General features: G+C 72.7%; 26 protein-coding genes. 12 read left to right on the top strand and 14 right to left on the bottom strand.

The annotated features are described in order from the left end of the window. Positions 1-63 precede the first annotated feature (63 nt). Complete coding sequence (locus IE290_RS30555; RefSeq protein WP_229874817.1) at positions 64-1020, top strand: Gfo/Idh/MocA family protein; 957 nt, start codon at positions 64-66, stop codon at positions 1018-1020. Continuing rightward, the gene (locus IE290_RS30550; protein ID WP_191248167.1) at positions 1013-2098 is read left to right on the top strand and encodes a zinc-dependent alcohol dehydrogenase; all 1086 of its coding nucleotides are present in this window, start codon (positions 1013-1015) and stop codon (positions 2096-2098) included. Before IE290_RS30555 ends, IE290_RS30550 begins: the two co-directional genes overlap by 8 nt. Here IE290_RS30550 and IE290_RS30545 read toward each other — a convergent pair whose 3' ends face one another. Next, positions 2099-3244: a glycosyltransferase gene (locus IE290_RS30545; protein ID WP_191248166.1), complete on the bottom strand. Its 1146-nt coding sequence runs from the start codon at positions 3242-3244 to the stop codon at positions 2099-2101. A 213-nt stretch (positions 3245-3457) separates the two neighbouring features. Here IE290_RS30545 and IE290_RS30540 point away from each other — a divergent pair, with 213 nt between their 5' ends. The 5 genes from IE290_RS30540 to ehuA all read left to right on the top strand — a co-directional run bounded on the left by IE290_RS30540 (position 3458) and on the right by ehuA (position 7926). After that, positions 3458-4654 carry an MFS transporter gene (locus IE290_RS30540; protein WP_191248165.1) on the top strand — a complete coding sequence of 399 codons (1197 nt, stop codon included), beginning with the start codon at positions 3458-3460 and terminating at the stop codon, positions 4652-4654. A 279-nt stretch (positions 4655-4933) separates the two neighbouring features. After that, complete coding sequence (gene ehuB, locus IE290_RS30535; RefSeq protein WP_191248164.1) at positions 4934-5815, top strand: ectoine/hydroxyectoine ABC transporter substrate-binding protein EhuB; 882 nt, start codon at positions 4934-4936, stop codon at positions 5813-5815. A 5-nt stretch (positions 5816-5820) separates the two neighbouring features. Then, positions 5821-6519 carry an ectoine/hydroxyectoine ABC transporter permease subunit EhuC gene (ehuC, locus tag IE290_RS30530; RefSeq protein ID WP_191248163.1) on the top strand — a complete coding sequence of 233 codons (699 nt, stop codon included), beginning with the start codon at positions 5821-5823 and terminating at the stop codon, positions 6517-6519. After that, the gene (ehuD, locus tag IE290_RS30525) at positions 6519-7175 is read left to right on the top strand and encodes an ectoine/hydroxyectoine ABC transporter permease subunit EhuD (RefSeq protein WP_191248162.1); all 657 of its coding nucleotides are present in this window, start codon (positions 6519-6521) and stop codon (positions 7173-7175) included. The genes ehuC and ehuD overlap by 1 nt, the downstream gene beginning before the upstream one ends. A 4-nt stretch (positions 7176-7179) precedes the next feature. Beyond that, the gene (gene ehuA, locus IE290_RS30520; protein ID WP_191248257.1) at positions 7180-7926 is read left to right on the top strand and encodes an ectoine/hydroxyectoine ABC transporter ATP-binding protein EhuA; all 747 of its coding nucleotides are present in this window, start codon (positions 7180-7182) and stop codon (positions 7924-7926) included. A gap of 30 nt (positions 7927-7956) precedes the next feature. Here the strand turns inward: ehuA and IE290_RS30515 are convergent, their stop codons facing one another. Next, complete coding sequence (locus IE290_RS30515) at positions 7957-8472, bottom strand: MarR family winged helix-turn-helix transcriptional regulator (protein WP_191248161.1); 516 nt, start codon at positions 8470-8472, stop codon at positions 7957-7959. Between the two features lie 5 nt (positions 8473-8477). Between IE290_RS30515 and IE290_RS30510 the strand changes: the two genes are divergently transcribed. Further along, on the top strand, positions 8478-9599 hold the full coding sequence (locus IE290_RS30510) for an MFS transporter (protein ID WP_191248160.1): 1122 nt from the start codon (positions 8478-8480) through the stop codon (positions 9597-9599). A gap of 3 nt (positions 9600-9602) precedes the next feature. On the opposite strand, the gene IE290_RS30505 is transcribed toward IE290_RS30510, so the two are convergent. The 3 genes from IE290_RS30505 to IE290_RS30495 form a co-directional block, all read right to left on the bottom strand. Beyond that, positions 9603-10466 (bottom strand): SAM-dependent methyltransferase, encoded by an 864-nt coding sequence (locus IE290_RS30505; RefSeq protein WP_191248159.1) that lies wholly within the window; start codon positions 10464-10466, stop codon positions 9603-9605. Positions 10467-10548: 82 nt separating this feature from the next. Beyond that, positions 10549-12075, bottom strand: a complete 1527-nt coding sequence (locus IE290_RS30500; protein ID WP_191248158.1) for an alpha/beta hydrolase — start codon at positions 12073-12075, stop codon at positions 10549-10551. A 23-nt stretch (positions 12076-12098) separates the two neighbouring features. Further along, a complete protein-coding gene (locus tag IE290_RS30495; RefSeq protein ID WP_191248157.1) occupies positions 12099-13268 on the bottom strand; it encodes an alpha/beta hydrolase in 1170 nt (389 codons plus the stop codon). A 110-nt stretch (positions 13269-13378) separates the two neighbouring features. Here IE290_RS30495 and IE290_RS30490 point away from each other — a divergent pair, with 110 nt between their 5' ends. Continuing rightward, a complete protein-coding gene (locus IE290_RS30490; protein ID WP_191248156.1) occupies positions 13379-14206 on the top strand; it encodes a class I SAM-dependent methyltransferase in 828 nt (275 codons plus the stop codon). 110 nt (positions 14207-14316) lie between these two features. On the opposite strand, the gene IE290_RS30485 is transcribed toward IE290_RS30490, so the two are convergent. After that, positions 14317-14586, bottom strand: a complete 270-nt coding sequence (locus IE290_RS30485) for a J domain-containing protein (protein WP_229874816.1) — start codon at positions 14584-14586, stop codon at positions 14317-14319. A gap of 115 nt (positions 14587-14701) precedes the next feature. Between IE290_RS30485 and IE290_RS30480 the strand changes: the two genes are divergently transcribed. Next, a complete protein-coding gene (locus IE290_RS30480) occupies positions 14702-14977 on the top strand; it encodes a DUF1905 domain-containing protein (RefSeq protein WP_191248154.1) in 276 nt (91 codons plus the stop codon). Between the two features lie 189 nt (positions 14978-15166). Here the strand turns inward: IE290_RS30480 and IE290_RS30475 are convergent, their stop codons facing one another. Further along, entirely contained in the window at positions 15167-15343 is a 177-nt protein-coding gene (locus IE290_RS30475) for a hypothetical protein (RefSeq protein ID WP_229874815.1), read from the bottom strand. Positions 15344-15642: 299 nt separating this feature from the next. Here IE290_RS30475 and IE290_RS30465 point away from each other — a divergent pair, with 299 nt between their 5' ends. Further along, on the top strand, positions 15643-16038 hold the full coding sequence (locus IE290_RS30465) for a DUF6010 family protein (RefSeq protein ID WP_191248256.1): 396 nt from the start codon (positions 15643-15645) through the stop codon (positions 16036-16038). 135 nt (positions 16039-16173) lie between these two features. Here the strand turns inward: IE290_RS30465 and IE290_RS30460 are convergent, their stop codons facing one another. Together IE290_RS30460 and IE290_RS30455 are read right to left on the bottom strand one after the other, a co-directional pair. Next, positions 16174-17652, bottom strand: a complete 1479-nt coding sequence (locus IE290_RS30460) for an FAD-dependent oxidoreductase (protein ID WP_191248153.1) — start codon at positions 17650-17652, stop codon at positions 16174-16176. Positions 17653-17657: 5 nt separating this feature from the next. Further along, positions 17658-18575 carry an AurF N-oxygenase family protein gene (locus IE290_RS30455; protein WP_191248152.1) on the bottom strand — a complete coding sequence of 306 codons (918 nt, stop codon included), beginning with the start codon at positions 18573-18575 and terminating at the stop codon, positions 17658-17660. Between the two features lie 245 nt (positions 18576-18820). Here IE290_RS30455 and IE290_RS30450 point away from each other — a divergent pair, with 245 nt between their 5' ends. Then, positions 18821-19636, top strand: a complete 816-nt coding sequence (locus IE290_RS30450) for an MBL fold metallo-hydrolase (protein WP_191248151.1) — start codon at positions 18821-18823, stop codon at positions 19634-19636. On the opposite strand, the gene IE290_RS30445 is transcribed toward IE290_RS30450, so the two are convergent. From IE290_RS30445 to IE290_RS30425, 5 genes are read right to left on the bottom strand one after another with little or no spacing between them, the layout of a single operon-like run. After that, positions 19633-20661, bottom strand: a complete 1029-nt coding sequence (locus IE290_RS30445; protein ID WP_229874814.1) for an acyl-CoA dehydrogenase family protein — start codon at positions 20659-20661, stop codon at positions 19633-19635. The genes IE290_RS30450 and IE290_RS30445 overlap by 4 nt on opposite strands. Next, positions 20658-21593: an acyl-CoA dehydrogenase family protein gene (locus tag IE290_RS30440; protein ID WP_191248150.1), complete on the bottom strand. Its 936-nt coding sequence runs from the start codon at positions 21591-21593 to the stop codon at positions 20658-20660. Before IE290_RS30440 ends, IE290_RS30445 begins: the two co-directional genes overlap by 4 nt. Further along, positions 21590-22720, bottom strand: coding sequence for an acyl-CoA dehydrogenase family protein (locus IE290_RS30435; RefSeq protein ID WP_191248149.1), 1131 nt, complete (start codon positions 22718-22720; stop codon positions 21590-21592). Before IE290_RS30435 ends, IE290_RS30440 begins: the two co-directional genes overlap by 4 nt. Then, complete coding sequence (locus IE290_RS30430; protein WP_191248148.1) at positions 22720-23562, bottom strand: enoyl-CoA hydratase; 843 nt, start codon at positions 23560-23562, stop codon at positions 22720-22722. The genes IE290_RS30435 and IE290_RS30430 overlap by 1 nt, the downstream gene beginning before the upstream one ends. Further along, positions 23559-25085 carry a FadD3 family acyl-CoA ligase gene (locus IE290_RS30425; protein ID WP_191248147.1) on the bottom strand — a complete coding sequence of 509 codons (1527 nt, stop codon included), beginning with the start codon at positions 25083-25085 and terminating at the stop codon, positions 23559-23561. The genes IE290_RS30430 and IE290_RS30425 overlap by 4 nt, the downstream gene beginning before the upstream one ends. Between the last annotated feature and the right edge of the window lie 21 nt (positions 25086-25106).

Here is a 25106-nt window from a genome sequence, read left to right as displayed (position 1 = left end):
GTGGTACCCGGTGGCCGTCGTTTCACTCCTGCGGCGGCGGGAACCCGGCCGCGTGGAGGAGCGATGGTGACGAGGTGCCGGATCGGGTTCGTCGGCGCGGGCGGGGTGGCCGCCCGCCACGCGCGCATGCTCGCCGGGTTCGACGACGTCGAACTGGCCGCGGTCACCGACCTCGATCCGGACCGGGCGCGGGCGTTCGGCCCGCGTGCCGTGCCCGGGGTGCCGGAGCTGATCGACTGCGGCATCGACGCGGCGTACGTGTGCGTGCCGCCGATGGCGCACGGCCCGGCCGAGGAGGCCCTCGCCGAGGCCGGGATCCCGATGTTCGTGGAGAAGCCGATCGCGCTGGACACCGGCGTCGCCGACCGGGTCGCCGCCGCGCTGGACCGGGCCGGCGTCCTCGCCTCGGTCGGCCACCACTGGCGCTACTCGGCCGCGGTCGAAGGCGCCCGGGAGGTGCTGGACGGCCACCCGGTGCGGCTGGCGATCGGCGCGTGGCTGGACAAGGTGCCGCCGGTGCCGTGGTGGGTGCGGCGGGACAGCTCCGGCGGGCAGGTGATCGAGCAGGCGATCCACGTGCTCGACCTGGCGCGCCTGCTGGCCGGCGAGGTCACCGAGGTGCACGCGGTCGCCGACGGGGCGCCGCCGAGCGCCCCGGACGCCGACGTGGACGGCGCCACCGTAGCCACCCTGCGGTTCGCCGGCGGTGCGGTCGGGACGCTCGTGGCGACCTGCCTGCTCGGGTGGAAGCACCGCGCCGGGCTGGAGGTGTTCGCCGACGGGCTGGCCCTGTCGGTGGCCGAGGACGTCCTGGAGGTCCGCGACGGCGACGGCGCGCAGGTGCGGCGGGTCGATCCGGACGACGCCAAGCGCGCGGCGGATCGCGACTTCGTCGACGCGGTGCTCGGCCGCACCGCGGGGGTCCGGACCTCCTACGCGGAGGCGGTGCGCACGCTCCGGCTGGCCCACGCGATCGCGCGCTCGGCCACCCGCGGGATTCCGGTGCGGCTCGATGGGTGAGGACCGGGTGCTCGTGGTGACCGGGCCGGGCGAGGTCAGCCTGGTCCGCGAACCCGCGCCGGACGGCGACGTCGAGGTCCGGACGCTCTACAGTGGACTGTCCGCGGGCACCGACCTGAGCTTCGTCAAGGGCACGCACCCGAGCCTGCGCGCGGGCTGGGACGCCGAGCTGGGCCTGTTCGACGCGCGCGGGCCGGAGCGGGGCTACCCGGTGCGGCGGTGGGGGTACATGCAGGTCGCGCGCGTGACCGCGAGCCGTGATCCGGCGTTCGCCGAGGGCGAGCTGCTCGCCATGACGTATGGGCACCGGGACGGTTACCGCGCCGACCCGCGGTCGGAACGGATGGTGCGGCTGCCCGCCGACCTGGACCCGCTGCTCGGCATCTACGTCGCCCACATGGGCCCGATCTGCGCGAACGGGCTGCTGCACGCGGCGGCCGACCTGCACGGCACGGACGTGCGGTCGCTGGCCGACGGGGTGCGCGAGCGGCGCGTCGTGGTGACCGGGGCGGGGGTGGTCGGGCTGCTGACGGCGTTGTTCGCGCGGCGGCACGGGGCCGAGGAGGTCGTCGTGGTGGAGCCGACGCCGCAGCGGCGCGCCGTCGTGGAGCGGTTCGGGATCGAGGCGCTCGATCCGGGGGCGGTGGATCCGGCGGTGCTGCTGAAGACGCGGTGGCGGCACGGGCCGGGCGACCGCGGCGCGGACGTGGTGTTCCAGTGCCGCGGGCAGCCGTCCAGCCTGGCGATGGCGCTGCGCGCGGCCCGCCCGCAGGGAACGGTGATCGACCTGGCGTTCTACCAGGACGGCGCGGACGCGGTGCGGCTCGGCGAGGAGTTCCACCACAACGGGCTGGCTATCCGGTGCGCGCAGATCGGCCGCGTGCCACGGGGGCTGGCGCACACGTGGGACCGCGAACGGCTGTCCGCGCGGACCATCGACCTGCTGCGCGCCGAGGGCGCCGGGATCCTCGCGCACGTGGTGACGGACGTGGTGCCGGTGGAGGAGGCGCCCGAGCTGTTGATGGCCCTGGCGCGGCGGCGCAGGCACGTGCTGCAGGCGGTGTTCACGTTCGGGTAGTCAGGCGAACGGGTCCTGCCCGGCGCGCACCTTTTCGTACAGGGACACGTAGTCGTCGGCCATGCGGGACGGGGCGAACCGCTCCGCGGCCACCCGGCGGCACGCCCGCGGGTCCAGCCGTCGCGCGTCGCGCCAGGCGGCCACCAGCCCGTCCTCGTCGCCGGGGTCCACCAGCAGCCCGGTCACGCCGTCGTGGACCAGTTCGGGCAGGCAGCCGCGCCGGTAGCCGGCGACCGGGGTGCCCAGCGCGAGCGACTCGACCACCGCGGTGCCACCCGGTTCGTCCCACTGCAGCGGGCACAGGCTCACCATCGCGCCGGCCAGCAGCTCGTCCCGCTCCGCCGGGCCCACCGAGCCGACCCACCGCACGCACCGGCCGTCCACCCACGGCCGCACCCGCTCCTGCCAGTACTGGACGTCGGGGTTGCGCGTCGCGTCGGGGTCGTCCCGCAGCGCCCGGGCCAGCGCCGCCGGCCGGTCGTAGGGACCCACCGGACCGGCGAGCACCAGCTGCTGCCCCGCAGCGTGGGCCAGGCGCGCCGCGACGTCCTGTCCCTTGCCGGGCGTGATCCGGCCGAGCACGATCGCGTACCGGCCCTTGTCCACGTCGACCCGCCGTCCGGCGAGCGGTGTCGCCAGGTGCACGTGCCCGAGGCTCACCGCGCGCAGCGCCGCCGGCGCCCGGGACAGCTGGTCGGCCGACACGCCGTTGACCCACACGCGGCCGCGGCCGTCGAAGTTCTCGTACAGCGCCGGGTGCTTGCCCAGGTCCCAGTGCAGGGTGTGCAGCGCGGGCGGCGCCGCGGAGCCGAGCGCGGCCAGCACCACCGGCCCGACCGCCTCGACGTGGTCGTGCACCAGGTCGACGTCGTCGCGCCGGGCCAGTTCCCGCACCACGTGGTCCATGTGCGCCATCACGCAGCCCATGACGCGGTTGTAGGGCAGTTGCAGCAACGGGAACTGCGGCACGGGATGGCGGAACACCACCTCGTCGGCGGGGATCGTGCTCGTCCCGACGGTGGCCAGCACGACCTGCACGCCCCGGTCCCGCAGCGCCGGAACCAAGGTGGCCACGACGTTTTCGATCCCGCCGTACCCGGCAGGCGGCACGGACAACCAGGGGCCGGCGTTCAGCAACACCCGCATCGGCGGTCTGTTCCCCTGTTTCCCGCCGTTACACAACGGAAATCCATTCACGACCGCGGCCCGCACCCGGCGGATGGTTTTCGGTGCGTCATCGGCGCCGCTGATGCCGTCCCTCAGCACAAGTGATTTCCCCTCCGGCCGAACAGGACCGAGACTTCCACGACAGTGGTGCCGGTCAGCGGAGAGCGGCACGCGACTTCCCCGGAGCACCCCGTGTCGGACCGCGTCCTGTCCACCCCGCCCGGCTCCGCCGGGATCGCCACCGACCCCGCCACCGGGCGGCCCGCCGGGCGGGCGCAGGCGCTCGTCCTGCTGTTCGCCAGCTGTCTGTCCGTACTGGGCTCGGTGCTGCTCGCGCCCGTGCTGCCCAGCATCCAGCAGGCCTTCGCCGGCACGCCCGGCGTCGCGGCGCTCACCCCGGTCGTGCTGACCGTGCCGGCGCTGGTCATCGGGCTCACCGCGACCGTGGCCGGGCGGATCGTGGACCGCCTGGGCCGCAAGCGTCTCCTGGTCGGCGCGCTGGTCGTCTACGCCGTCGTCGGCACGGCGCCGCTGTGGCTGGACTCGCTGCACCTCATCCTGGTCAGCCGGGTGCTCGTCGGTCTCACCGAGGCCGCGATCATGACGTGCTGCACCACGCTGCTGGCCGACTACTTCGCCGGGCCGCTGCGCGACCGCTACTTCGGGCTGCAGACGGTCTTCACCACCGTCGCCGCGACCGTGTTCCTCGCCGTCGGCGGCCTGCTCGGCGCGCACGGCTGGCGGACCCCGTTCTGGCTCTACGCCGCGAGCCTGCCGCTGGCGTTCCTCGCCGCACGTCACATCTGGCAGCCGCACCGGACCACGACGGCGAAGCTGCCGCCATTGCCGTGGCGCCGCCTGCTCGCGCCGGTCGGGGTGACGCTCATCGGTGGTCTGGTGTTCTACGTCCTGATCGTCGAACTGTCCTATGTGCTCGACGGGATCGGCGTGAAGTCCAGCAGCACCATCGGGTTCGTGAGCGCGATCGCCTCGCTCGCCACAGCTGTCGCGGCGTGGGCGTTCGCCAGGGTGGCCCGGTTCGGGCCGCGGGTGACGATCCCGGCCGCGTTCGTCCTGTCCGGACTCGGCATCCTCGGGCTCGGGTTGGCCGGGTCGCTGCCGGTCGCGGTCGCCGGGGCTGTGGTCGCCGGACTGGGCAACGGGCTGCTGCTGCCCGCCCTGCTGACCTGGGCGCTGGGATCGCTGACGTTCGAGCAGCGCGGCCGCGGCACCGGCGTGTGGACCTCGGCGCTGTTCGTCGGCCAGTTCGTCTGCCCGCTGGCGGTGCTCGGGCTGGCCGGCGTCCTGACCGGACTGTCCTCGGCGCTGCTGGTGCTGGGCGCGGTCGCGGTGGTGGTCGCGGCCGGGACGCGGCTCATCCGGGCGTGACCACCGGCTCGGGCAGGCGCAGCTCGTGCGGGTGCCGCGGGTCCGAGCCGTCGCGGGCCGTCCGCCCGACCGCCCCGGGCCGGCACCGCCATCTGGGTGAAGCCGGACCGGCGATCCTCACCCCCGCGCGTGAGGGGCTCGCCCCCGACCTTTCTCGGCCAGCTGCGGGTTTACGTATTGTCAACAATCTCTGCATTGACAATCCTACGAGCGCGCACCTAGCTTGATCGCGATCACGTCACCCGTTCGGGTGGCCGAGCTCCCGAGGAAGGCACGTCCATGCGCCGTACCGGAATCTCCCGCCGAGGCCTGCTGCGTGGCGCGGGCGCCACCGTCGTGGCGGCGCCGCTCACCGGCTTCCTGGCCGGGTGCAGCTTCACGCAGCCCGGCACCGGGCAGCCGAACTCCACTTTGGACCAGATCAGGAGCCAGGGGTACGCGCGCGTCGCCATCGCCAACGAACCGCCCTACACCAAGGTGAACGCCGACGGCTCGGTCACCGGCGTCGAGCCGGACGTCGTCTCGGCCGTGCTGAAGCGGATGGGAATCGGCAGCATCCAGGGCGTCGTGACGCCGTACGAGTCGATGATCCCGGGCCTGAACGCCAACCGCTGGGACATCATCGCGGCCGGGCTGTTCATGAAGCAGTCGCGCTGCGCGGAGATCCTGTACTCCGAGCCGGACATCGTCTCCACCGAATCGTTCGCGGTGCCCGCGGGCAACCCGCGCGAGCTCGCCGGGATCGCCGACGTCAAGGCCGACCCGGCCGTGCGCGTCGCCGTGCTGCCCGGCGGGTTCGAGGACGGCGTCCTCAAGACCGAGAAGGTGCCCGCGGGCCAGATCGTCAGCGTGCCCGACGGCCGCAGCGGCGTGGAGGCGATCCTGGCCGGCCGCGCCGACGCGTTCTTCCTGCCCACGCTGTCGCTGAACTCGCTGAAGACCGACGGCATCGAGATCACCGCGGCGATCAAGGACGTCCAGCAGACCGGCGCTGGCGCCGGGTTCCGCAAGAAGGACACCGACTTCCAGAAGGCCTACGACGAGCAGCTCGCCGCGTTCAAGCAGACCCCGGAGTACGCCGACACGCTGGCCAAGTGGGGCTTTTCCGCGGACGACGTCCGCGGGGTCACCCGCGACCAGCTCTGCGCGGTGAGCGGCTGACCGCGATGTCCGCCATCGCCCCCTACCTCCCGCTGCTGCTCGACGGCCTGCTGATCACGCTGGCGCTGACCGTCTGCGGCATGGCGCTCGCGCTCGCCGTCGCGTTCACCGCCGGCCTGGCCCGGCTGTCGCCGCGACGGCTGCTGCGCTGGCCCGCCGGGATCTTCGTCGAGGTGTTCCGCGGCACGTCCATGCTGGTCCAGCTGTTCTGGCTGTTCTTCGCGCTGCCGTTCTTCGGCGTCCAGCTCACCCCGTTCGCGGCCGGTGTGCTCGCCTTGGGCCTCAACGAGGGCGCCTACGCCGCCGAGATCGTGCGCGGGTCGATCAACTCGCTGCCGCGCGGGCAGCACGAAGCGGCCGCCACGCTGAGCATGAGCCCGTCGCTGAAGATGCGCCGCGTCCTGCTGCCGCAGGCGATCCCGGTGATGCTCCCGTCGTTCGGCAACGTGCTGATCGACCTGCTCAAGAACACCTCCCTGGTCTCGCTGGTGACGGTCGCCGACCTGACGTTCCGCGCGCAGATGGTCCGCACCAGCACCGGCGCGACGACGGCGGTGTTCGGCACGATCCTGGTGATGTACTTCGTGGTGTCCTACCTGCTGTCCCTGGGCCGCGGGTGGCTGGAGAAGCGGGTGGCGCCCGACCGGATCGCGCCCACCCGCGCGAGCCTGGTCCGCCGGGCCGCCGGCGGGGTGGTGCAGTGATGGTCTGGGACTGGAACTTCGCGCTGAGCATCCTGCCCGAGCTGGTGCGCGGGCTGTGGGTGACCGTGCAGGTGACGCTCGCCGGGATCGTGATCGCGCTCGTCGTCGGGCTGGTCGTGGCGATCCTGCGGCACCTGCGGATCCCCGTGCTGCGGCAGATCCTGTGGTTCTACGTCGAGTTCGTGCGCGGCACGCCGTTGCTCGTGCAGGCCTACTTCGCCTTCTACGTGCTGCCGCTGTACGGGGTCACGTTCTCCGCGATGGTCACCGGGATCATCGTCATCGGCCTCAACTACAGCGCCTACACCGCCGAGGTGTACCGGGCCGGCATCGACAGCGTCCCGAGTGGACAGTGGGAGGCGGCGACCGCGCTGAGCCTGCCGTGGCACCGCCGGTGGCAGGCCGTGATCCTGCCCCAGGCGGTGCGGGCCGTGGTGCCGGCGCTGGGCAACTACCTGATGCAGATGTTCAAGGACTCGGCGATCCTGTCCGCCATCACGGTGCTGGAACTGCTCGGGCACGCGACCGCGATCGGCTCCGGCAGCTACCGCTACCTCGAGCCGTACACGCTGGTCGGGGTGCTGTTCCTGCTCGTGAGCTACCCCGCAGCCAAGCTGATCCGACGATTGGAGCTCCGCCTTGCCCAGCCCCGCTGACCCGATGATCGCCTTCCGCGGCGTGCGCAAGTCCTTCGGCAGCCACGAGGTCCTGACCGGTCTGGACCTGGAGGTGGGTGCCGGGGAGAAGGTGTCGATCATCGGGCCCAGCGGGTCGGGCAAGACGACGATCCTGCGCCTGCTGATGACCCTCGAGCAACCCGACGCCGGGCGCATCGAGGTCGACGGCGAAACCCTGTGGGACGCCGGCGGTTTCGACACCGGGAAGATGAAGCTGGTGCGCCGCCGGATCGGGATGGTGTTCCAGCACTTCAACCTGTTCCCGCACATGACGGTGCTGCGCAACGTGACGGAGGCGCCGGTCCACGTGCTCGGCCAGGGGCGCGAGGAGGCCGAAGCGCACGCCCGCGAGCTGCTCGGGCTGGTCGGGCTGGAGCGGCACGTGGACAAGAAACCGGGGCAGCTGTCCGGTGGTCAGCAGCAGCGGGTCGCGATCGCGCGGGCGCTGGCGATGCGGCCGCGGGTGATGCTGTTCGACGAGGTGACCTCCGCGCTGGACCCCGAGCTGGTGGGCGAGGTGCTCGGCGTGATCCGGGAGCTGGCGCACTCGCAGTCGATGACGATGCTGCTGGTGACCCACGAGATGCGCTTCGCCGAGGACATCTCCGACCGGGTGCTGATGTTCGACTCGGGTGCGGTCGTGGAGGCCGGCCCGCCGTCGGTCATCTTCCACGAGCCGCGGGAGGAACGCACGAAGCGGTTCCTCAGCGCGGTGCTGGACCGCCGCTGAGCCGGGCGCGGGGCTGCCGCGGGTCCGTGCTCAACCTCCGCACGCCCGCAGGAGTCCCGCGTGCACCGGGCACTCCCGGCACACCGAGCGGTCGCACAGCCGGCACAACTCCGCCAGCGTCTGCTCGCTGCGCGCCTCCGGGCCCAGCACCGCCTCCGCCACCGCCGCCAGCTGCGCCCGCTGCTCCCCCGACAACCGCCCCACCAGGCGGGTCAACACCGCCTGCCGGGCGGCCAGCGCGTCCGCGGCGCGGCGTTCGCCCTCCGGGGTCAGCCTCAGCGGGCGGCGGCGGCCCTCGCTGTCGCGCGTGATCCAGCCCTGCTCGGTCAGCCGCCGCACCAGGTGGGCCGTCCCGGGCTGGGAGATGTGCAGCACCCCGGCCAGCCAGTCCGCCGTCCGGCCCGGCTGGTCCTTGATCGCGATCAGCGCCTCCCCCAGCGCGCCACCGGCCCCGACGGCCTCCGTGACCGCGTCCCGCACCGCGCCGGCGACCAGCAACGACATCGCGCCGAGCAGGTTTGCGCTCCGCGCTTCCGGCTCATTCATAAGTTATGAATATACGGGCTCTGGTCCTGATCGGCTGCCTGAACCTCGCCCAGCTGCCCATCGCGATGCGGCCGCTGCTCGTCACGCTCACCGGCGTCGAGGCCACCGGCAGTTTCGCCGCCGCGGGCCTGGCCGGGGCGGCGGCGGCCGTGGGCACCGCGGTCGCCGCTCCCCTGTGGGCCCGCGCGCTGCCGGCCTCGGGCGACCGCCGCGTGCTCGTGCTGTCCGGCGCGCTCTTCACCGCGGCCCAGCTGGCGCTCGCCGCCGCGCACGGGCCCGCCCTGTTCACCGGCCTCGCGGCGGCCTCGGGACTGGTCACCCCGCCGGTGTCGGCGAGCGTGCGCGCCATGCTCCCCCGCCTCGCGAAACCACACCTGACCAGGGCTTACGCGGTGAACTCGGTCGCGCTGGAGACGGTCTACATCGGCGGCCCGCTGTGGGTGAGCGGCTGGGCGGCGCTGGCCGGGCCGTCGGCGGCACTGGTCGCCACGACCCTGACCGGCGCCGCGGGCCTGGCGACCGGTGTCGCGCTGGTGCCCGCCTTCGCGCGGTCCCGGCCACGGCGCGGCCGCCTGCTGAGCGACCCCGCGGTGCACACGCTCGGCGCGGCCTACCTCGCCTACTGGGTGTGCATGGGCGCGATGTGGGTGCTGGTGCCGGCGTTCGCCGAGCACGCGGGCGCGGCCGGGCAGTCGGGCCTGCTCGTGGCGGTGTGGTCGGCGGGCAGCCTGGCCGGCGGGCTGGCGCTGGCGCTGCGCCCGCCCCGGGCCGCCCAGCGCGACAGCTACACCCTGCTGCTCGGCGCGCTCGCCCTGACGTCGCTGCCGCTGGCGCTGCCCGGCACGATCGCGGCGATGGCCGTGGTGATCGCCGTGTTCGGGCTCGCCCTGGCGCCGTGGCTCGCGGTGCACGACCAGCTGGTCGCCGCCACCGCCGACGAGCGCAGCGGTGAGCTGTACGGCTGGCTGACCACGCTGGGCCAGATCGGCAGCGCCGCGGGCTCGGCGGTGGCCGGCCCGTTCGGCGACCGCTACGGCGGCGGGCCGGCGTTCCTGCTCGTCAGCGCGGCCCTGGTGCTCGCGGCCGGGGTCGCGGTGACACGACGGAGCACCCTGCCGGGGGCCTGACCGTCAGGCCTTGCGCGCCACCCCGGCCCACACCACCGAGTCGTTGGGCGAGTCGAATTCGATCTCCGGGGCGTTGGCACCGTTCTCCTCCGGGTGCCACAGCGGCGTCCAGGTCGCGCCCGGCTCCACCATCTCCAGGTCGCCGAACAGCGCCTCGATCTCGGCGCGCGGGCGCCAGATCACCGGGGTCGCCGTGGCGTCGTACATCTTGCCGAACTCGGCCATCTCCTGAGCGCGGCTCTCCGGCACGCCGTCGGCCGTGCCGTGCGAGAGCACCAGGTACGAGCCGGGCGCGAGCAGTTCCCGGTAGCGGGCCACCGCGGCCGGGCCGATGTCCGTGCCGTCCGGGCCGGGCTGGGTGACGTGCAGGACCGCGATCAGCAACAACGCGACCGGCTGCGAGAAGTCGACCACGCCGGATTCGGCGACCTTGTTCCACAACAGGTCCGGGTCGCGCAGGTCGGCCTGGATGACCGCGTGCCGGTCGAGGTCGCCCTCCTTTTCCAGCAGCATCTGCGAGTGCGCGACGGCCACCGGCTCGTTGTCGATGTAGACCACGCGCGTGGTGGTGTCCAGCTCGTCGGCGACCTGGTGCGTGCTGCCCATCGTGGGCACGCCCGAGCCGACGTCGATGAACTGCCGCACGCCCTGCTTGACCAGGTACCGCACGGCCCGGTGCAGGAACAGCCGGTTGGACTTGGCGGCCGGGCGCACGAACGGGAACCGCTCGAGCGCCTTTTCCGCGAACACGCGGTCGACCGCGTAGTTGGCCTTGCCGCCGAGGTAGTAGTCGTACACCCGGGCCACGTTCGGGTGGTCCAGGTCGACGCCTTCCATCGGGAACTGCTCGAACCGGGACTTCGCCATCACAGCCTGCTTTCCGCCTGCGGAGATCAACACCGATAGCGCGAATACTAGCGGTCGCCGCGAAGCCCCGGCCGGGAACCGCCTATCCGAACGGTCCCGCGTCGATTCCGCAGGTCGCACCTTCCGCGGGCAGCTTTCCACCGATCAGGTAATCCCGTTTGACCTTCTCCGCGCAGGTGCTGTGCACGTACATCGTGCTGTGCCCGGCGCCCTCCACGACGAGCAGCCGCGCGTCGGCCAGTTCGCGCATGCCGTCGACGGCGCCGGCGAGCGGGGTGGACGGGTCGAACCGGGTGTTGATGACCAGGACCGGGTTCGCCGTGGGCCGGTTCCACGGCCCGGTGTAGGGCTGCACCGCGCTCGACGGCCAGTACGCGCAGGACATCATGTCGAACACGCCGATCCGCCCGAAGTAGGGCACGCGCTCGTCCTCGCTGACGGCCAGACGGCTGTAGGTGGCTTCCTCCCGCGGCACCAGGCTGTCCGCGCACTGGATCGCGTTGAACGCCTCGGTCCCGTTGTCCGGGTACGTGGCGGCAGCCGTTCGGAAAGCGCTTTCCGGCGCCTGGTACAAGCGCTGCAGGGTGTCCGCCAGATCCGGCCATCCGTCCGGTTTGGACAGATCGGCGGCGGTGGCGATCAGGGCCGTGTAGTCGTAGGTCACGGATCGTCCGTCGACCGTGATGGTGACCGGACCGCGCCGCACGCGCTCGGCGAGCGTGGACCACTTGGCGTGGACGTCCCCACCGGAGAACGCGCAGCGCGGGCCCGCGGCGGCGCACTGGCTCAGGAACTGGCCGAAGGTGTCGGCGATGCCGGTGGACACGTCCTGCCGGGTGTCGACCGGGAGCTTCCGCCCGGCGCCGCCGTGCCCGGTCGCGCTGCCCTGGAAGTCCATCGTGCCGTCCATCGCCAGGGCACGGACCCGGCCCGGGAACAGGTTGGCGTAGATCGCGCCGATGTGCGTACCGTAGGAGATGCCGTGGTAGGTCAGCTTCGCGTCGCCCACGGCGCGGCGCAGCAGGTCCAGGTCGCGGGCGGTGTTCACCGACGAGGTGTGCGGCAGCAGGTCGCCGGCCTGGTCCTGGCACCGGTCGGCGAGGTCGCGCGAGGCCGCGTAGAAGGCGGGCTCGGCCTCGGCGCCACCGGGCATCGCGGGGAACGACGCGAAGTACTCCTGCTGCTCCTCGCTGGTGGCGAAGCAGCGGACGGCGGTGCTGTTGGCGGCGCCGCGCGAATCCCACGCGACGAGGTCGAAGCGGGCGCGCAGCTCGTCGGAGAACAGCCACGGCCACTTCGCCCTGGCGCGCAACCGGTCGACGCCCGACGGGCCGGGGCCGCCGAAGTTGACGAACAACGTGCCGATCCGCCGGGCGCGGTCGGCGGCGGGCAGCTTGATCACGGCCAGGTCGATGGTGCGCCCGCGCGGGCGCCGGTAGTCCAACGGCACCGCCGCGGTGGCGCACTCGAAGCCGTCACCGCACCCGGACCACGCGAGGACCGGGGTGGGCGCGGCGTCGGCGAGCGTGTCGGCGTACGCGGTCGCGGGCGCGGCCAGCAGACCGCACGCCACCAGCGCCACCACGAGCAGGCGGAGGGTTTTCGTCACGGCCGCTGTTCAACATCACGTTGTCAACTGCCGAGGAAGGCGTCCAGTTCGTCGAGGAATTCCGGCCACGCCGGCTCCTGCTCGGTGAGGATGTGGTTGCGGCTGTCCAGGAAGCACAGCCTGCTGTCCGGGATGAGCGCGGCCAGTTCCTGCGCCTGCGCCTTCGGCACGCGCAGATCGCCGCGGGAGTGCAGGATCAGCGTCGGGCAGCGCACGGACGGCGCGATCGCGGAGACGTCGATGTGGGCGAAGACGTCCAGGAACCGCACCACGTTGTCGTTGGAGGTGGTGGCGCGCTGCAGGTCGTTGAAGGCGTCCCACAGCTCGCGGGACGCGTCCGGCAGGAACTGGCTGGCGAACACCTGGCGGAACGTCGGATCGTCGTGGCGCCAGCCGATCCGGCCCAGGACGAGGTCGAGTTCGGCCTCCTCCTTCTCCTCGGGGGTGGCCGCGCGCGCGAACCGGCCGCGGCTGTAGGCGCCGGCGAGCACGAGCCGGGACACCCGCTCCGGGTGCCGCACGGCGTAGGCGATCGCGACCGCGCCGCCCTGCGAGATGCCCAGCAGCGGGAACCGCTCCAGGCCCAGCCCGTCGACCACCAGCTCCAGGTCGTCGACCCAGTCGTCGAAGCGGAACTCGCCGATGTCCCAGTCGGACAGCCCGCAGCCGCGTTCGTCGTAGCGCACCAGGGTGTGCCGCCGGGCCAGGCCGTCCAGCCAGTGCGCCCAGATCGGGCTCGTCCACTCCAGGTCCAGGTGGGTCAGCCAGTTCGCCGCCTTGACCAGCGGCGGCCCGCACCCGGACAGCGCGTAGGCGACCCGCACGCCGTCGGCCGAGCGGCAGTAGCGGATCTGCTGCGGGGCGCGGGTGCGGGGCGGGGCCGCGCCGTTCTCCCGGACGTCGGCGACGAACCGGTACCCGACGCCGTGCACGGTCGCCACGATCCGCTGCTGTTCCCCGCTGTCCCCGATCGCGCGGCGCAGCGCCTTGACGCGGCTGGTGAGCGCGGACTCGCTGACGTGCCGGTAGCCCCACACCGAGTCGAGCAGCTCGTTCTTGCCGACGACCCGGTCGCGGTGCCGGATCAGGTGCGTCAGCAGGGCGAACACCTGCGGCTCGACGTGCACCGGCTCCCCGCAGCGGCGCAGCTCGAACCGCTGGGGGTCCACCGCACAGTCCTCGAACTCGTACATCCGGGCCACCTCGCCACCGAATCTCCACATCATCCCCACGAATCCGCCAAGCCACCAGACCCCCTCGCGGGTCACCCTGAACCCGGACACACCCCCGGCAGGAGGACGCCATGACCACCACCGAGACCCCGTACCTGCTCGGCAACGAGCCCGACGAGCTGCGCCGCCTGGAGGAGCAGGCCGCCGCGCTGGCGCCCGCGACGCGCGCGATCCTGGGCATGGCCGGCATCGAGCCCGGCATGCGGGTGCTGGACCTGGGCACCGGCGCCGGCGACGTCGCCTTCGAGCTGTCCCGGATCGTCGGGCCGTCCGGGTCCGTCGTCGGGATCGACCAGTCGGCGAAGGCGCTGCGCTGGGCGGCCGGCCGGTGCGAGGCACAGGGGCTGCGCAACGTCTCGTTCGTGCACGACGACCTGCACCAGATGCGGCTGACCGGCCAGGTGGACGCGGTGGTCGGGCGGCTGGTGCTGCTCTACACCCCGGATCCGGCGGCGGTGCTGCGGAAGTTCGCCGGGTACGTGCGGCCGGGCGGGGTCGTGGTGTCGATGGAGTACGAGATGAGCGTCGCCGGGCTGTTGCCGGCCACCCCGCTGAGCGAGCGGATCACCTACTGGATCAACGAGGCGTTCCGGCGGTCCGGGCTGGACCCGTACCTGGGCGCTCGGCTGGAGACGGTGTTCGCCGACGCAGGGCTGGCCGGGGCGACGGTGCTGGGGCTGCAGGCCTACCGCCCGCCGGGCGACCCGACCGGCGGCCGGATGGCCTCGGGCGTCCTCCGGACGCTCCTGCCCGTGCTGACCCGCACCGGGCTGGCGACGGCCGAGGAGGTCGGCATCGACACGCTGGGGCAGCGGCTGTTCGAGGACCAGGTGCGCAGCGGGGCCGTCTTCCGCCCGCCGACGCTCGTCGGCGGGTGGTCGCGGATCGGCGGAAGCTGACCCGTACCGGCGTGCCGGGTGCTGGCGTGCCGGGTGCTGGGGGCAGCACCCGGCACCGCCGCATGTGCGCGGCGTACTAGCGCTCGCGGCGTACTAGCGCTGGCGGCGTACTAGCGCTCGCGGCGTACTGGGCCGGCGCGGATGTCCGGCTCCCACCGCCGGGCGGCGCGCCGGACGGGCGGGGGCTCCGGGCGCTCCGTGCGCTGGGCCGGGCCGGGATGGTCCCGCAACTCGCGGTAGGCCGCCAGCACCTCCGCCAGCCGCTCGGGATCCGGCTCCGGCGCGTCGGGGTGCAGCGCGCGCACCAGGCGCCGGTACGCGGCGGTGATCTCGGCGGGCGTCGCCTCGCGTGGGACGCCCAGCACGGCGTACGGGTCCATCCTCATCACCCCGCTCTGACAACGTCGCGCGGCGCCGATCGGGTTCCGATGTCGAAACGCGGGCGACGGCCTCGACGTTCCGGGTGACAATGGCACCGCACCCGAGGAGGACGTCATGGCGGCACTGGACAAGGAGTTCGACGCGACGCTGGTGAAGAGCCCGGCCGAGGGCGGCTGGACCTACGTCGTGATGCCCGGCTCCGCCGAGTACTTCGGCACCCGCGGGCTGGTGAAGATCCGCGGCACCATCGACGGCCACCCGTTCCGCAGCTCGTTCATGGCCCTCGGCGACGGCACGCACAAGCTGCCCGTCAAGGCCGACGTGCGCCGCGCGATCGGCAAGGACGCCGGCGACACGGTGCACGTCCGGCTCACCGAACGCCTCGGCTGACCTCGAGCCACGGCGGAGCGCCGTTCCAACGGGACGGTGTCGTGCCAGACCCCGTCCCGCCGGGCGCTCCCGCACCCGCCGCACCACGCCGGGTCGCGGCCGCCCGCCGATCTCGGCCACCCACCTGGCCTCCAGCACCGAACGCCGGCGCACCGGTGAGCCGGCCGGGTCCGGACCGCGCCGAGACCGTCACAGCTTGACGGCTCGCACGACCGCCGAGTGCATGGCGTCGGCGACCGGGTGCGCGGGCGTCACCGAGATGCCGGTGACGCCCGCCGCCGCGAGGCCGTCGCGGCACTCGGCGAACGTGAGCGCTCCGGCGATGCACCCGGTGTACGAGCCGCGCTCGGCGGGCGTGAGAAACACCGCGCGGCAATTAGATGTGTGTTAGATAGAAGCACGTCGAATCAGGCGGGGTGCTTGCTCGCCGATTGGCGCGGGAGCCGCTGTCGCAGCCGCGGGCCGTGGAGCTGGCGCGGGTGTTCAAGGCGGTCGGCGATCCGGTGCGGCTGTTCCTGATCGTCGTCGCGCTCGAGCTCGCGCTCGCCGTCGCCATCGCGACCTTCGGCTCACCAGCGAGCCGTACGGGTCCTGGCGAGAATCCGTCGGAACCTGGCACTCCAGCCACTACTGACCGCGGTGGCGGACGCCTAGTTTCGGGTCTCGTGATCGTTATCGCGCTGCTCATCGGCGCCGCCTACGTCCTGGTCAACTCGTTCGTCCCGGAGGCGCACCGCCGCCGGTTCAACGCGCTCATGGTCGGCGGGGCCGGCGCCGCCTACCTCAGCGGGGGCGGGCTGGGGGTCTGGGAGTTCGTGTTCACCGCGGCCGCCACCTACGTCGCCTACCGCGGGCTGGAGTCGTGGACCTTCATCGGCATCGGCTGGCTCATGCACACCGCGTGGGACGTGGTGCACCACCTGCGGGGCGAGCCGATCGTCCCGTTCGCCGAGCACTCGTCCTACGGGTGCGCGATCTGCGATCCGGTGATCGCGATCTGGTGCTTCACCGGTGGCCGCTCGGTGCTGGACCTCGTCCGCGGACGGCTGGTGAAGTCCTGAGGGCGACCAGCGCCAGACAGCGATGAGCGGCGCAGCCGCGCAGGGCCGCGGGCCGGCCCCGGCCACAAGCAACAGAGCGGCAGGCAGCCGCTCGCCGGTACCCGTCACGAGCGCCGGCGCGGCGACCGGAAGCGGTCAGGCCCGGCGGGCCAGGCGCGCCACCAGCCCCGGCTTGCGGCGCGCCCTCCGCAAGCGTCCGGCGGTGGCGTCCTCCAGCAGGCGGCCCACCGTCTCCGCCGCACACGCCTTGTTCGCCCCGATCCCGCCGGACGGGCCGCGCTTGATCCAGCCCACCACGTACGTCCCCGGCCGCACGCGTCCGCCGTCGTTCGGGATCGTGCCGCTGTCCTCGTCGAACGGGAGCCCTTGCAACGGCGTGCCGCGGTAGCCGACCGCGCGCACGACGCCGCCCGCCGGGATCTCCACCCCACCGGTCACCCGGATCCCCCGCACCCGGTCCGCGCCCAGGATCTCCCGCGGCGCGGAGTGGAACCGCAGCACGATGCGCCGCTTCCCGGGCTGCGGCGGCGACGTCCAGTCGATCGTCTCCTGTTTGCAGTCCCGCAGCAGGGCGGCCCGCGGCTCGGCATCGATCGCCGCCGTGATGCGCGGGTCGTGCGCGTCGACCACGAGGTCGATGTCCTCGTGCCGGGTGAGCGCCAGCAGCTCGGGCGTGGTGTACGCGGCGGCCTCCGGGCCACGGCGGCCCAGCAGCACGACCTCCCGCACCTGGCTCGACTTCAGCCGCTCCAGCGCGGCCGGCGCGATCGAGGTGCCCTCCAGCGAACGCGGATCCGTGGTCAGGATCCGCGCCACGTCCAGCGCGACGTTGCCCGTGCCGACCACGACGAGACGTTCCGCCGACAGGTCGACCGCGTCCGCGGGCACGTCCGGGTGGCCGTTGTACCAGGCCACCACGGTCGTCGCCGCGACGCTGCCGGTCAGGTCCTCCCCCGCGATCCCCAGCCGCCGCGCCGAGGACGCGCCGACCGCGTAGATCACCGCGTCGTAGCGCCGCGCCAGCTCGTCCACGGTGACGTCCCGGCCCACCTCGACCCCCAGCCGCATCCGCAGCCGCGGGTGGTGGTGGTACCGCGCGAACGTCTCGCCGATCTTCTTGGTGGACGGGTGGTCCGGCGCGACCCCGTAGCGCACCAGCCCGCCGGCGACCGGCAGCCGGTCGATCAGCGTGACCCGGGAACTGGTGTGCAGCAACAGGTCCTCGACCGCGTACATGCCGGCCGGCCCGGTGCCGACCACGGCGACCTCCAGCGCCGGGAAGTCGCTCGGGATGGTGCGGCTGAACACCGGCGGGCCCCACGGGTGGAAGTTCGGCGCGGGATCGGCCGCCGCCGGCTCCCGGTCGGCGTAGAAGTCCGCGTTGATCTCCGCGTAGGGCCGCATCGCGGCGGTCAGGGCGTCCACCGGGAAGATCGCGTCGACCGGGCAGGCGTCGGCGCACGCACCGCAGTCGATGCAGGTGCGCGGGTCGATGTAGAGCATCTCGGTGGTCCCGAAGTCGGGTTCGTCCGGCGTCGGGTGGATGCAGTTGACCGGGCACACCGCCACGCACGACGCGTCGTTGCAGCAGGTCTGGGTGATCGCGAAGGCCATGGCGTCTAGAGGAGGTTGGCGCGCTTGTAGAACACGGTCGAGGCCTTGGTCAGCAGGCCGGCGGAGTCCAGGAACTCCATCAGCCCGGCGCAGCTGGACCGCAGCATCGACTTGTGGTGCTCGTTGGCCTTCGCCTCACGCAGCGCGCGCTGGGTGTCCAGCCCGGCGTTGGCGTAGACCTCGGGGTTCCACATGCTGCTGACGATGAAGTACGCCGCGATGGACACGACCAGCGCGTTGTACTGGCGCCGCAGCGGGCCCGCGCCCTTGAGCCGCTCGCGGGTCTCCTCGCGGGCGAACTTCATGTGCCGCGACTCCTCGACCACGTGGATGTTGTTGATGGTGCGCACGAACGGCACCACGCGCTCGTCGCGCATCCAGTCGCGCTGCATGACGTCGAGGACCTCTTCGGCGACCAGGATCGCCGCGTAGGCCGCCTCGCCCTTGGCGGTGGTCTTGAAGAACCGGCCCAGCTCGACGGCCAGGCGGCGCGGGCGGTAGGCCGGGGCCCGCAGTTTCGCGGCGCCGCGGGCGAACATGATCGAGTGGCGGCACTCGTCGGCGATCTCGGTGAGCGCCCACTGGAACGCCGGGTCGGTCGGGTCCTTGGCGTAGAAGTCGCGCAGCACCATCTGCTGCAGGATCATCTCGAACCAGATGCCGGTGCTGGCGACCGACGCGGCCTCCTGCCGGGTCAGCTCGCGCTGCTGCTCGGGGGTCATCTCGTTCCAGTACGCGGTGCCGTACAGGGTGCTCCACTCCGGGCTCGCGCCGTGGTAGCTCGTGTCCAGCGGGGTGTCCCAGTCGACCTCCGTGACGGGGTCGTAGGACAACGTCTCGGACGAGTCGAGCAACCGCCGCGCGACCGACTGGCGGTCAGGCTGCGCGGTGTCCGCGTGCTCGTGCGTACCGACGCTGGTCATGGCACCCTCCCTGACACGACTGCCTGTTACCTCGGTTTACTGTTACCCAAGGTAACACACATCCGCGGGCGTGCAAGCCGGCACGGTCCACCAGCACCGCGAGATCGGCCCGATCCCAGCTGGGCGGCGCCCGCGACCGACCGTGACCGAGCACCGCGATTTACCGAAACGGGTATTTCGGCCTTATCGCCGGGCGTCCGGAGCGGCCTACCGTTTCCGGCACGAGCGGAAGAAGGGCGGATGCCATGGAGATCAACCGGATCGGGCGCGACGTGAGCGTCCTGTGCGACCAGCTCGAGGTGCCCGGCATCGGCTTCCTCCCGGTCAACGCGTTCGTCATGCAGGGCGCCGAACCGGTCGTCGTCGACACCGGGCTGAGCCTGCCCGGCCGCGGCTACCTGGACGCGCTGGGGACGGTGATCGATCCCGCCGACGTGCGCTGGATCTGGCTCACCCACCCGGACCGCGACCACACCGGCGCGTTGTTCGACCTGCTCGAGCTGGCCCCACGCGCCCGCCTGATCACCACCTACCTCGCGATGGGCATCATGTCGACCGAGCGGCCGCTGCCGATCGACCGGGTGTACCTGCTCAACCCCGGGCAGACCCTCGACGCGGGCGACCGCACGCTGACCGCCTTCCGGCCGCCGCTGTTCGACAGCCCGGCGACGGTCGGCTTCTTCGACCACAGCAGCGGGGTGTGCGTCAGTTCGGACTGCTTCGGCGCCCCCATGCCGACCGCGGAACTCGCCGCGTGCGACGACGTCGCGAACGCCCCCGCCGACGCGCTGCACGCCGGCCAGCTGCTGTGGGCCACGGTGGACAGCCCGTGGGTGCACAACGTCGACCGCGACCGGTACCTGGCCACGCTGGCGCCGCTGCGGACCTTCGACCCGGCAGTCATCCTGAGCACCCACCTGCCCCCGGCGCCAGGCCGCGCCGCCGAGTTCCTCGACCGCCTCGCCATGGCCCCGGACGCGGACCCGTGGGTCGGCCCAGACCAGGCGGCGCTGGAACAGATGCTGGCGACCTTCGAACCGGAGCCGCACCCCGTTCCCTAGCCGAACAGCAGTGCGCTGCCGTGCGCGCGTTTGAAGTACAGGTGCGCGTCGTGCTCCCAGGTGATCGCGATGCCGCCGTGCAGCTGGATCATCTCGGCAGCGGCGTGCTGGAACGCCTCGGAGCACACGAGTTTCGCGGTCGCCGCGTCGGTCGGCAGGTCGTCGCCGGTCAGGGCGCCGTACAGCGCCGACCGGGCGGCCTCGACGTGCACGTGCACGTCGGCCATGCGGTGCTTGAGCGCCTGGAAGCTCCCGACGGGCCGGCCGAACTGGTGACGCTGCTTGGTGTACTCCACAGTCAGCTCCAGCGCCCTCGCCGCGGCGCCGACCTGCTCGGCGGCCAGCGCCACGACCGCGAGCGCACGCAGCCGCCCGAGGTCGAATCCGCCGGTGTCCAGCCGTCGCGCCGGGGCGGCCTCCAGCGAGACGACCGCGAGGCGCCGCGTCGGGTCGAGGGTGGTCACGGGCTCGCGGCGGGCGTCCGCCGGGTCGACTTCGAACAGGCCAGCGCCGTCGGGAGTCCGCGCCACCACGAGGAGGACGTCCGCGTGGTCGCCGTCGAGCACGTAGTGCGCCCGGCCGTCCACGCGGCCGTCCGCGAAGACACACGCCGGGGACCACCGTCCGTCCTCATCGGACCACGCGAGCGCGGCCACGCTGCTGCCCGCGGCGATGCCGGGCAGCAACCGCCGGCACGCCTCGTCGTTGCCGGTCAGCAGCAGCGCCTGCCCGCACAGCACCGCCGAGCCGAGCATCGGGGCGGGGGTCAGCGTGCGCCCCAGCTCCTCCAACACCACGCACGCCTCGGCCAGCGAAGCGCCCGCGCCGTCGTACTCCTCGGGAATCGCGAGAGCCGCGACACCGATCTGCTCGCACAGCGTCGACCACAGCTTGTCGTCGTATCCGAGCGGGGACGCCATCGCGGCGCGCACCTCCGCCGGCCCCGACCGCCGTGCCAGCAACGTCCGCACGGACTCCCGCAGCGCCCGCGCCTCCTCCGTCCACATCGGATCGATCCGGCTCATCGCGCCAGCACCCGTTCGCGGTGGAACCCGCCGTCGCCCCACGACCCGGTCAGGGCCCGCACTTTGGTGAGTCGCAGGCCGAGGTCGTGTTCGGCGGTGTAGCCGATGGCGCCGTGGACCTGGAGTGCGGTACGTGCGGCGAGGTAGGCGGCGTCGCCCGCTTTGACCTTGGCGGCGGAGACGTCCCGCGGGTCCAGGGTCACCGCGGCGCCGTGGACGAGGGGCCGGGCGAGTTCGAGGTGGGTGGCGACGTCGGCCAGCAGGTGCTTGACCGCCTGGTATTCGCCGATCAGCCGGCCGTACTGTGCGCGTTGTCTGGCGTAGGCGACTGCGGCGTCGAGCAGCCATTGCCCGGCGCCGAGCAGTTGCGCGGCCACGGCGAGAACCCCCAGGTCGAAAGCGCGCTCGGACTCGCCCAGGGGTACCGGCTCCCCGGTGAGCTGGAACAACCGCCGGGCCGGATCGATCGACCGCACGAACTCCCGCTGGGGTGACTGGATCTCCTGCACGGCACCGTCGCGCAGGACGAGCGTGAGGCTCGCGATGTCGGCGTCGAGTGCGAGCGGGACGTACGGCGGAGCCAGCACCGTGGCGAAGGCTTCTCCCGCCGCCAGTGCCGGCCACCACGGCTCGGCCGCGTTGACGGCGGGCGCGACCGCGGCGGTTTCCACCAGCGGGCCGGGGACGGCGTGGTAGCCCAGCGCCTCGAACGCCACGACCAGGTCGACGGGGCCGGCGCCGAGTCCGCCGTGGGCTTCGTCGATCAGCAGGGCCGGTACGCCGAGTTCGGCGAGGCCGCGCAGGATCTTGAGTCCGGGTTCGTGCCGCCCCTGTGCCCAGGCTCGGGCGGCGGCGGGGGTGTCGGCGCCGGTGAGGTAGTCGTGCAAGCTGGTGGCGAAGTCCCGCTGTTCGGCCGAAAGCGCGAATCTCATCGGCGGGCCTCCCTAGGCAGTCCCAGGAGTCGTTCGGCGATGGTGTTGCGTTGGATCTGGTCGGTGCCGCCGTAGATCGGGCCGGCCAGGGAGAACAGATAACCGTCCACCCACGCCTGGTCGGTTTCGGCGTCCGGGCCGAGGATGTCCAGCGCGGTCTCGTGCAGGCCGACGTCCAGGTGGGACCAGAACAGCTTGTTGACGCTGGACTCCGGCCCGAGCTCGCCGCCCTCGGCCAGCCGGGAAACGGTGCCGAAGGTGTAGAGCTGGTAGGCGCGCGCCCCGATCCACGCATCCGCCACCCGGTCCCGTGCCGCAGCGGCTTGCCCCTGCGTACGCCACAGATCAACCAGGCGGTCCGCGGCGGAGAGGAAGCGGCCGGGGCTGCGCAGCGAGAGGCCGCGTTCGTTGTTGGCAGTGGTCATCGCCACCCGCCACCCCTGGCCCGGTTCGCCGATCACGTCGGCATCGGGCACGAACACGTTGTCCAGGAAGATCTCGGCGAACCCCGGCTCCCCGTCCAGCTGCGGGATGGGCCGCACGGTCACGCCCTCGGCGCGCAGGTCGAACATGAAGTACGTCAGCCCGCGATGCCGCTGCTCGGCGGGATCGGTCCGGAACAACCCGAACGCGCGGTCGGCGAAGGCCGCGCGGGAGGACCAGGTCTTCTGCCCGGACAGCAGCCACCCGCCCTCGGTCCGGACCGCGCTGCTGCGCAGGGCGGCGATGTCGCTGCCGGCTTCGGGTTCGGACCAGGCCTGCGCCCACACCTGCTCACCGCGGGCCATGGCGGGCAGGATCCGGGCCCGCTGCTCGGCCGTGCCGTGCGCGAACAGCGTCGGCCCCAGCATGAAGATCCCGTTCTGGCTGACACGCCCGGGTGCGCCCGCGGCGTAGTACTCCTCCTCGAACAACACCCACTGCAGCAACGACGCATCCCGCCCGCCGTACTCGCGCGGCCAGGAAACCACCGACAACCGGGCATCAGCCAGCGTCGCCTCCCACTTCCGGTGTGCGGCGAAACCTTCGGCGGTGTCCATCGACGGCAGCGTGGGGACATGCGTGGCGAGCCATTCCCGCACCTCGTCGCGGAACGCCGCCGACTCGGCATCGATGTCGAGGTCCATCAGCGCTGCGCCCCGTCCCGCATCGACCGCGCGTCCTGCCCACCCAGCGAATCCGCCGAGGTCTCGGCGTTGTGCGCGTGGGCGAAGTGGTGCAACCCGAACACCGAGTCCATCCCGGACCGCATCCCCATCAGGTCCTCGGCCTGGTTGACCGCCTTCTTCGCCAGCGCCAGCCCGAACTGCGGCATCTGCGCGATCTTGTCCGCCAGCTCGAACGTCCGCTCCGCCAATTCCGCACGGGGCACGACCCGGTTGACCATGCCCCATTCCTTGGCCTGCTGCACGCTGAACCGTTCCCCGGTGAACAGGACTTCTTTCGCCGCTCGCGGCCCCAGCACCCACGGGTGCGCGAAATACTCCACCCCGGGAATACCCATCCGCACCACCGGATCAGCGAAGAACGCGTCGTCGGAAGCCACGATCAGGTCGCACACCCACGCCAGCATCAACCCGCCCGCGATGCACGCCCCCTGCACCGACGCGATCATCGGTTTCGGGATCTCCCGCCACCGGCGGCACATCCCCAGGTACACCTCCGACTCCCGGGCGAACCGCTGATCCCCGCCCTCACGCGTGGTGTGATCCCACCACACCACCGCACGCCGCTCGAACGACTGATCCACATCGCGCCCGGGCGTGCCGATGTCATGGCCCGCCGAGAAGTGCTTGCCCTCCCCCGCCAGCACGATCACCTTCACCCCGGCGTCGTTCACCGCCCGGGTGAACGCATCGTCCAGCGCGTAGGTCATCGCCGAGTTCTGCGCGTTGCGGTACTCAGGCCGGTTCATCGTCACCACCGCCACCGCACCCCGGCGCTCGTAGCGGACGACGTCTTCAGTCATGCCCTCTCCTCCGTCAGAAGTCGCTTCAGCACCTTGCCGGAAGCGTTGCGGGGCAGCTCGTCCACGAACTGGACGAGCCGCGGGACCTTGTAGTTGGCCAGCCGCTCCCGGCAGAACCCGATCACCTGCTCCGCGGTCAGCCCGGCGCCGACGACGAACGCCTTGCCCACCTCGCCCAGGCGCTCGTCCGGCACCCCGACCACGGCGACGTCACGCACGCCGGCCAGCTCGGTGAGGGCGTGCTCGACCTCGGCCGGGTAGACGTTGAACCCGCCGCAGATGTACATGTCCTTGAGCCGGCCGGTGATGGTCAGGTTGCCGTCGTCATCGAGCACGCCGACGTCACCGGTGCGCAGCCAGCCCTGCTCGTCGATCGCCTGCGCGGTCGCCTCGGGGTCGTCGAGGTAGCCGAGCATGACGTTCGGCCCGCGGACGACGACCTCCGCCCCGCGGATCGCCACCTCGAACCCGGCGGTCGCGCGCCCGGACGTGCTCGCGACCAGCTCGGCATCGTCGCCGGGGCGGCACATGGTCACCACCACCGCTTCGGTGAGCCCGTAGGCGGTCAGCACCGTGTCGAACCCCAGCTCGGCGCGCATGCGCCTGACCAGCGACGCGGGCACGGTCGCCGCGCCGGTGACCGCGAGCCGCAGCGACGAGGTGTCCCCGCGGTCCGGTTCCCGCAGCAGTGACTGGAAGATCGTCGGCGCGCCGGGCAGCACCGAGATGCGTTCGCGTTCGATCGCGGCCAGGGTCGCCCGCACGTCGAACACCACCTGCGGCACGATCGTGGCCCCGGTCAGCAGCCCGACCACGATCCCGGCCTTGTAGCCGAAGCTGTGGAAGAACGGGTTGATCACCAGGTACCGGTCGTCGGCGGTGACGCGGCCGCATTCCGCCCACGCGGCGGCCACGTCGACCACCTGCCGGTGCGCCGACAGCACGCCCTTCGAGCGGCCGGTGGTGCCGGAGGTGAACAGGATGTCGCTGACGTCGTCCGGCCGCACGGCGTCGGCGCGCGCTTCGGCGTCGGCCGCGGGCACCCGCTCGGCGAGGGCGAGGAACTCGTCCCAGCCGAGGGTGCCACTGGCCGGCCGGTGCGGTTGTTCGAGCGGGACGCGGACGACGGTGGCGAGGTCCGGCAGGGCGGCGCCGGTCGCCTGGATCGCGGCGTGCCGGTCGGCGCCGAGGAAGTCGGCCGCGACGACCAGCGCCTTCGCCCGGCTGCGGACCAGCAGGTCCACGGTCTCGGCGGCGGTGAATCGGGTGTTGACCGGCACCAGCACCGCGCCCGCATAGAGCGCGCCCAGGGCCGACAGGACCCAGTGGCAGGTGTTCGGGAGGTTGATCGCGACCCGGTCGCCGGGCGCGATCCCGCGGGCCAGGAAGGCCCTGGCGGCGGTCTGAACACGTTCCAGAAGCTGGTCGAACCCGAGCCTGACGTCGCCGTCGACCAGCGCCTCGGACGTGCCGAACTTCGCCGCTGCGTCGCGGACGACGGCCGGGATCGTGGTCTGTCCCACCGCACCCTCCCCTGGACCGAG

The organism is Amycolatopsis deserti (assembly GCF_014653945.1).
Classification (GTDB): domain Bacteria; phylum Actinomycetota; class Actinomycetes; order Mycobacteriales; family Pseudonocardiaceae; genus Amycolatopsis_E; species Amycolatopsis_E deserti.
The sequence above is the reverse complement of the archived record's forward strand: the minus strand, read 5'-3'. Positions and strand labels throughout refer to the sequence as shown.

Bases quoted from the DNA above. Each gene is read 5' to 3' on its own strand.
- IE290_RS30460 (WP_191248153.1), bottom strand. From the start codon at position 17,652: ATGGCCTTCGCGATCACCCAGACCTGCTGCAACGACGCGTCGTGCGTG.
- IE290_RS30435 (WP_191248149.1), bottom strand. From the start codon at position 22,720: ATGGACCTCGACATCGATGCCGAGTCGGCGGCGTTCCGCGACGAGGTG.
- IE290_RS30450 (WP_191248151.1), top strand. From the start codon at position 18,821: ATGGAGATCAACCGGATCGGGCGCGACGTGAGCGTCCTGTGCGACCAG.
- IE290_RS30495 (WP_191248157.1), bottom strand. From the start codon at position 13,268: ATGTACGAGTTCGAGGACTGTGCGGTGGACCCCCAGCGGTTCGAGCTG.
- ehuA (WP_191248257.1), top strand. From the start codon at position 7,180: ATGATCGCCTTCCGCGGCGTGCGCAAGTCCTTCGGCAGCCACGAGGTC.
- IE290_RS30555 (WP_229874817.1), top strand. From the start codon at position 64: ATGGTGACGAGGTGCCGGATCGGGTTCGTCGGCGCGGGCGGGGTGGCC.
- IE290_RS30515 (WP_191248161.1), bottom strand. From the start codon at position 8,472: ATGAATGAGCCGGAAGCGCGGAGCGCAAACCTGCTCGGCGCGATGTCG.
- IE290_RS30430 (WP_191248148.1), bottom strand. From the start codon at position 23,562: ATGACTGAAGACGTCGTCCGCTACGAGCGCCGGGGTGCGGTGGCGGTG.
- IE290_RS30480 (WP_191248154.1), top strand. From the start codon at position 14,702: ATGGCGGCACTGGACAAGGAGTTCGACGCGACGCTGGTGAAGAGCCCG.
- IE290_RS30505 (WP_191248159.1), bottom strand. From the start codon at position 10,466: ATGGCGAAGTCCCGGTTCGAGCAGTTCCCGATGGAAGGCGTCGACCTG.
- IE290_RS30490 (WP_191248156.1), top strand. From the start codon at position 13,379: ATGACCACCACCGAGACCCCGTACCTGCTCGGCAACGAGCCCGACGAG.
- ehuC (WP_191248163.1), top strand. From the start codon at position 5,821: ATGTCCGCCATCGCCCCCTACCTCCCGCTGCTGCTCGACGGCCTGCTG.
- IE290_RS30440 (WP_191248150.1), bottom strand. From the start codon at position 21,593: ATGAGATTCGCGCTTTCGGCCGAACAGCGGGACTTCGCCACCAGCTTG.
- IE290_RS30445 (WP_229874814.1), bottom strand. From the start codon at position 20,661: ATGAGCCGGATCGATCCGATGTGGACGGAGGAGGCGCGGGCGCTGCGG.
- IE290_RS30455 (WP_191248152.1), bottom strand. From the start codon at position 18,575: ATGACCAGCGTCGGTACGCACGAGCACGCGGACACCGCGCAGCCTGAC.
- ehuD (WP_191248162.1), top strand. From the start codon at position 6,519: ATGGTCTGGGACTGGAACTTCGCGCTGAGCATCCTGCCCGAGCTGGTG.
- IE290_RS30550 (WP_191248167.1), top strand. From the start codon at position 1,013: ATGGGTGAGGACCGGGTGCTCGTGGTGACCGGGCCGGGCGAGGTCAGC.
- IE290_RS30545 (WP_191248166.1), bottom strand. From the start codon at position 3,244: ATGCGGGTGTTGCTGAACGCCGGCCCCTGGTTGTCCGTGCCGCCTGCC.
- IE290_RS30510 (WP_191248160.1), top strand. From the start codon at position 8,478: ATGAATATACGGGCTCTGGTCCTGATCGGCTGCCTGAACCTCGCCCAG.
- IE290_RS30485 (WP_229874816.1), bottom strand. From the start codon at position 14,586: ATGGACCCGTACGCCGTGCTGGGCGTCCCACGCGAGGCGACGCCCGCC.
- ehuB (WP_191248164.1), top strand. From the start codon at position 4,934: ATGCGCCGTACCGGAATCTCCCGCCGAGGCCTGCTGCGTGGCGCGGGC.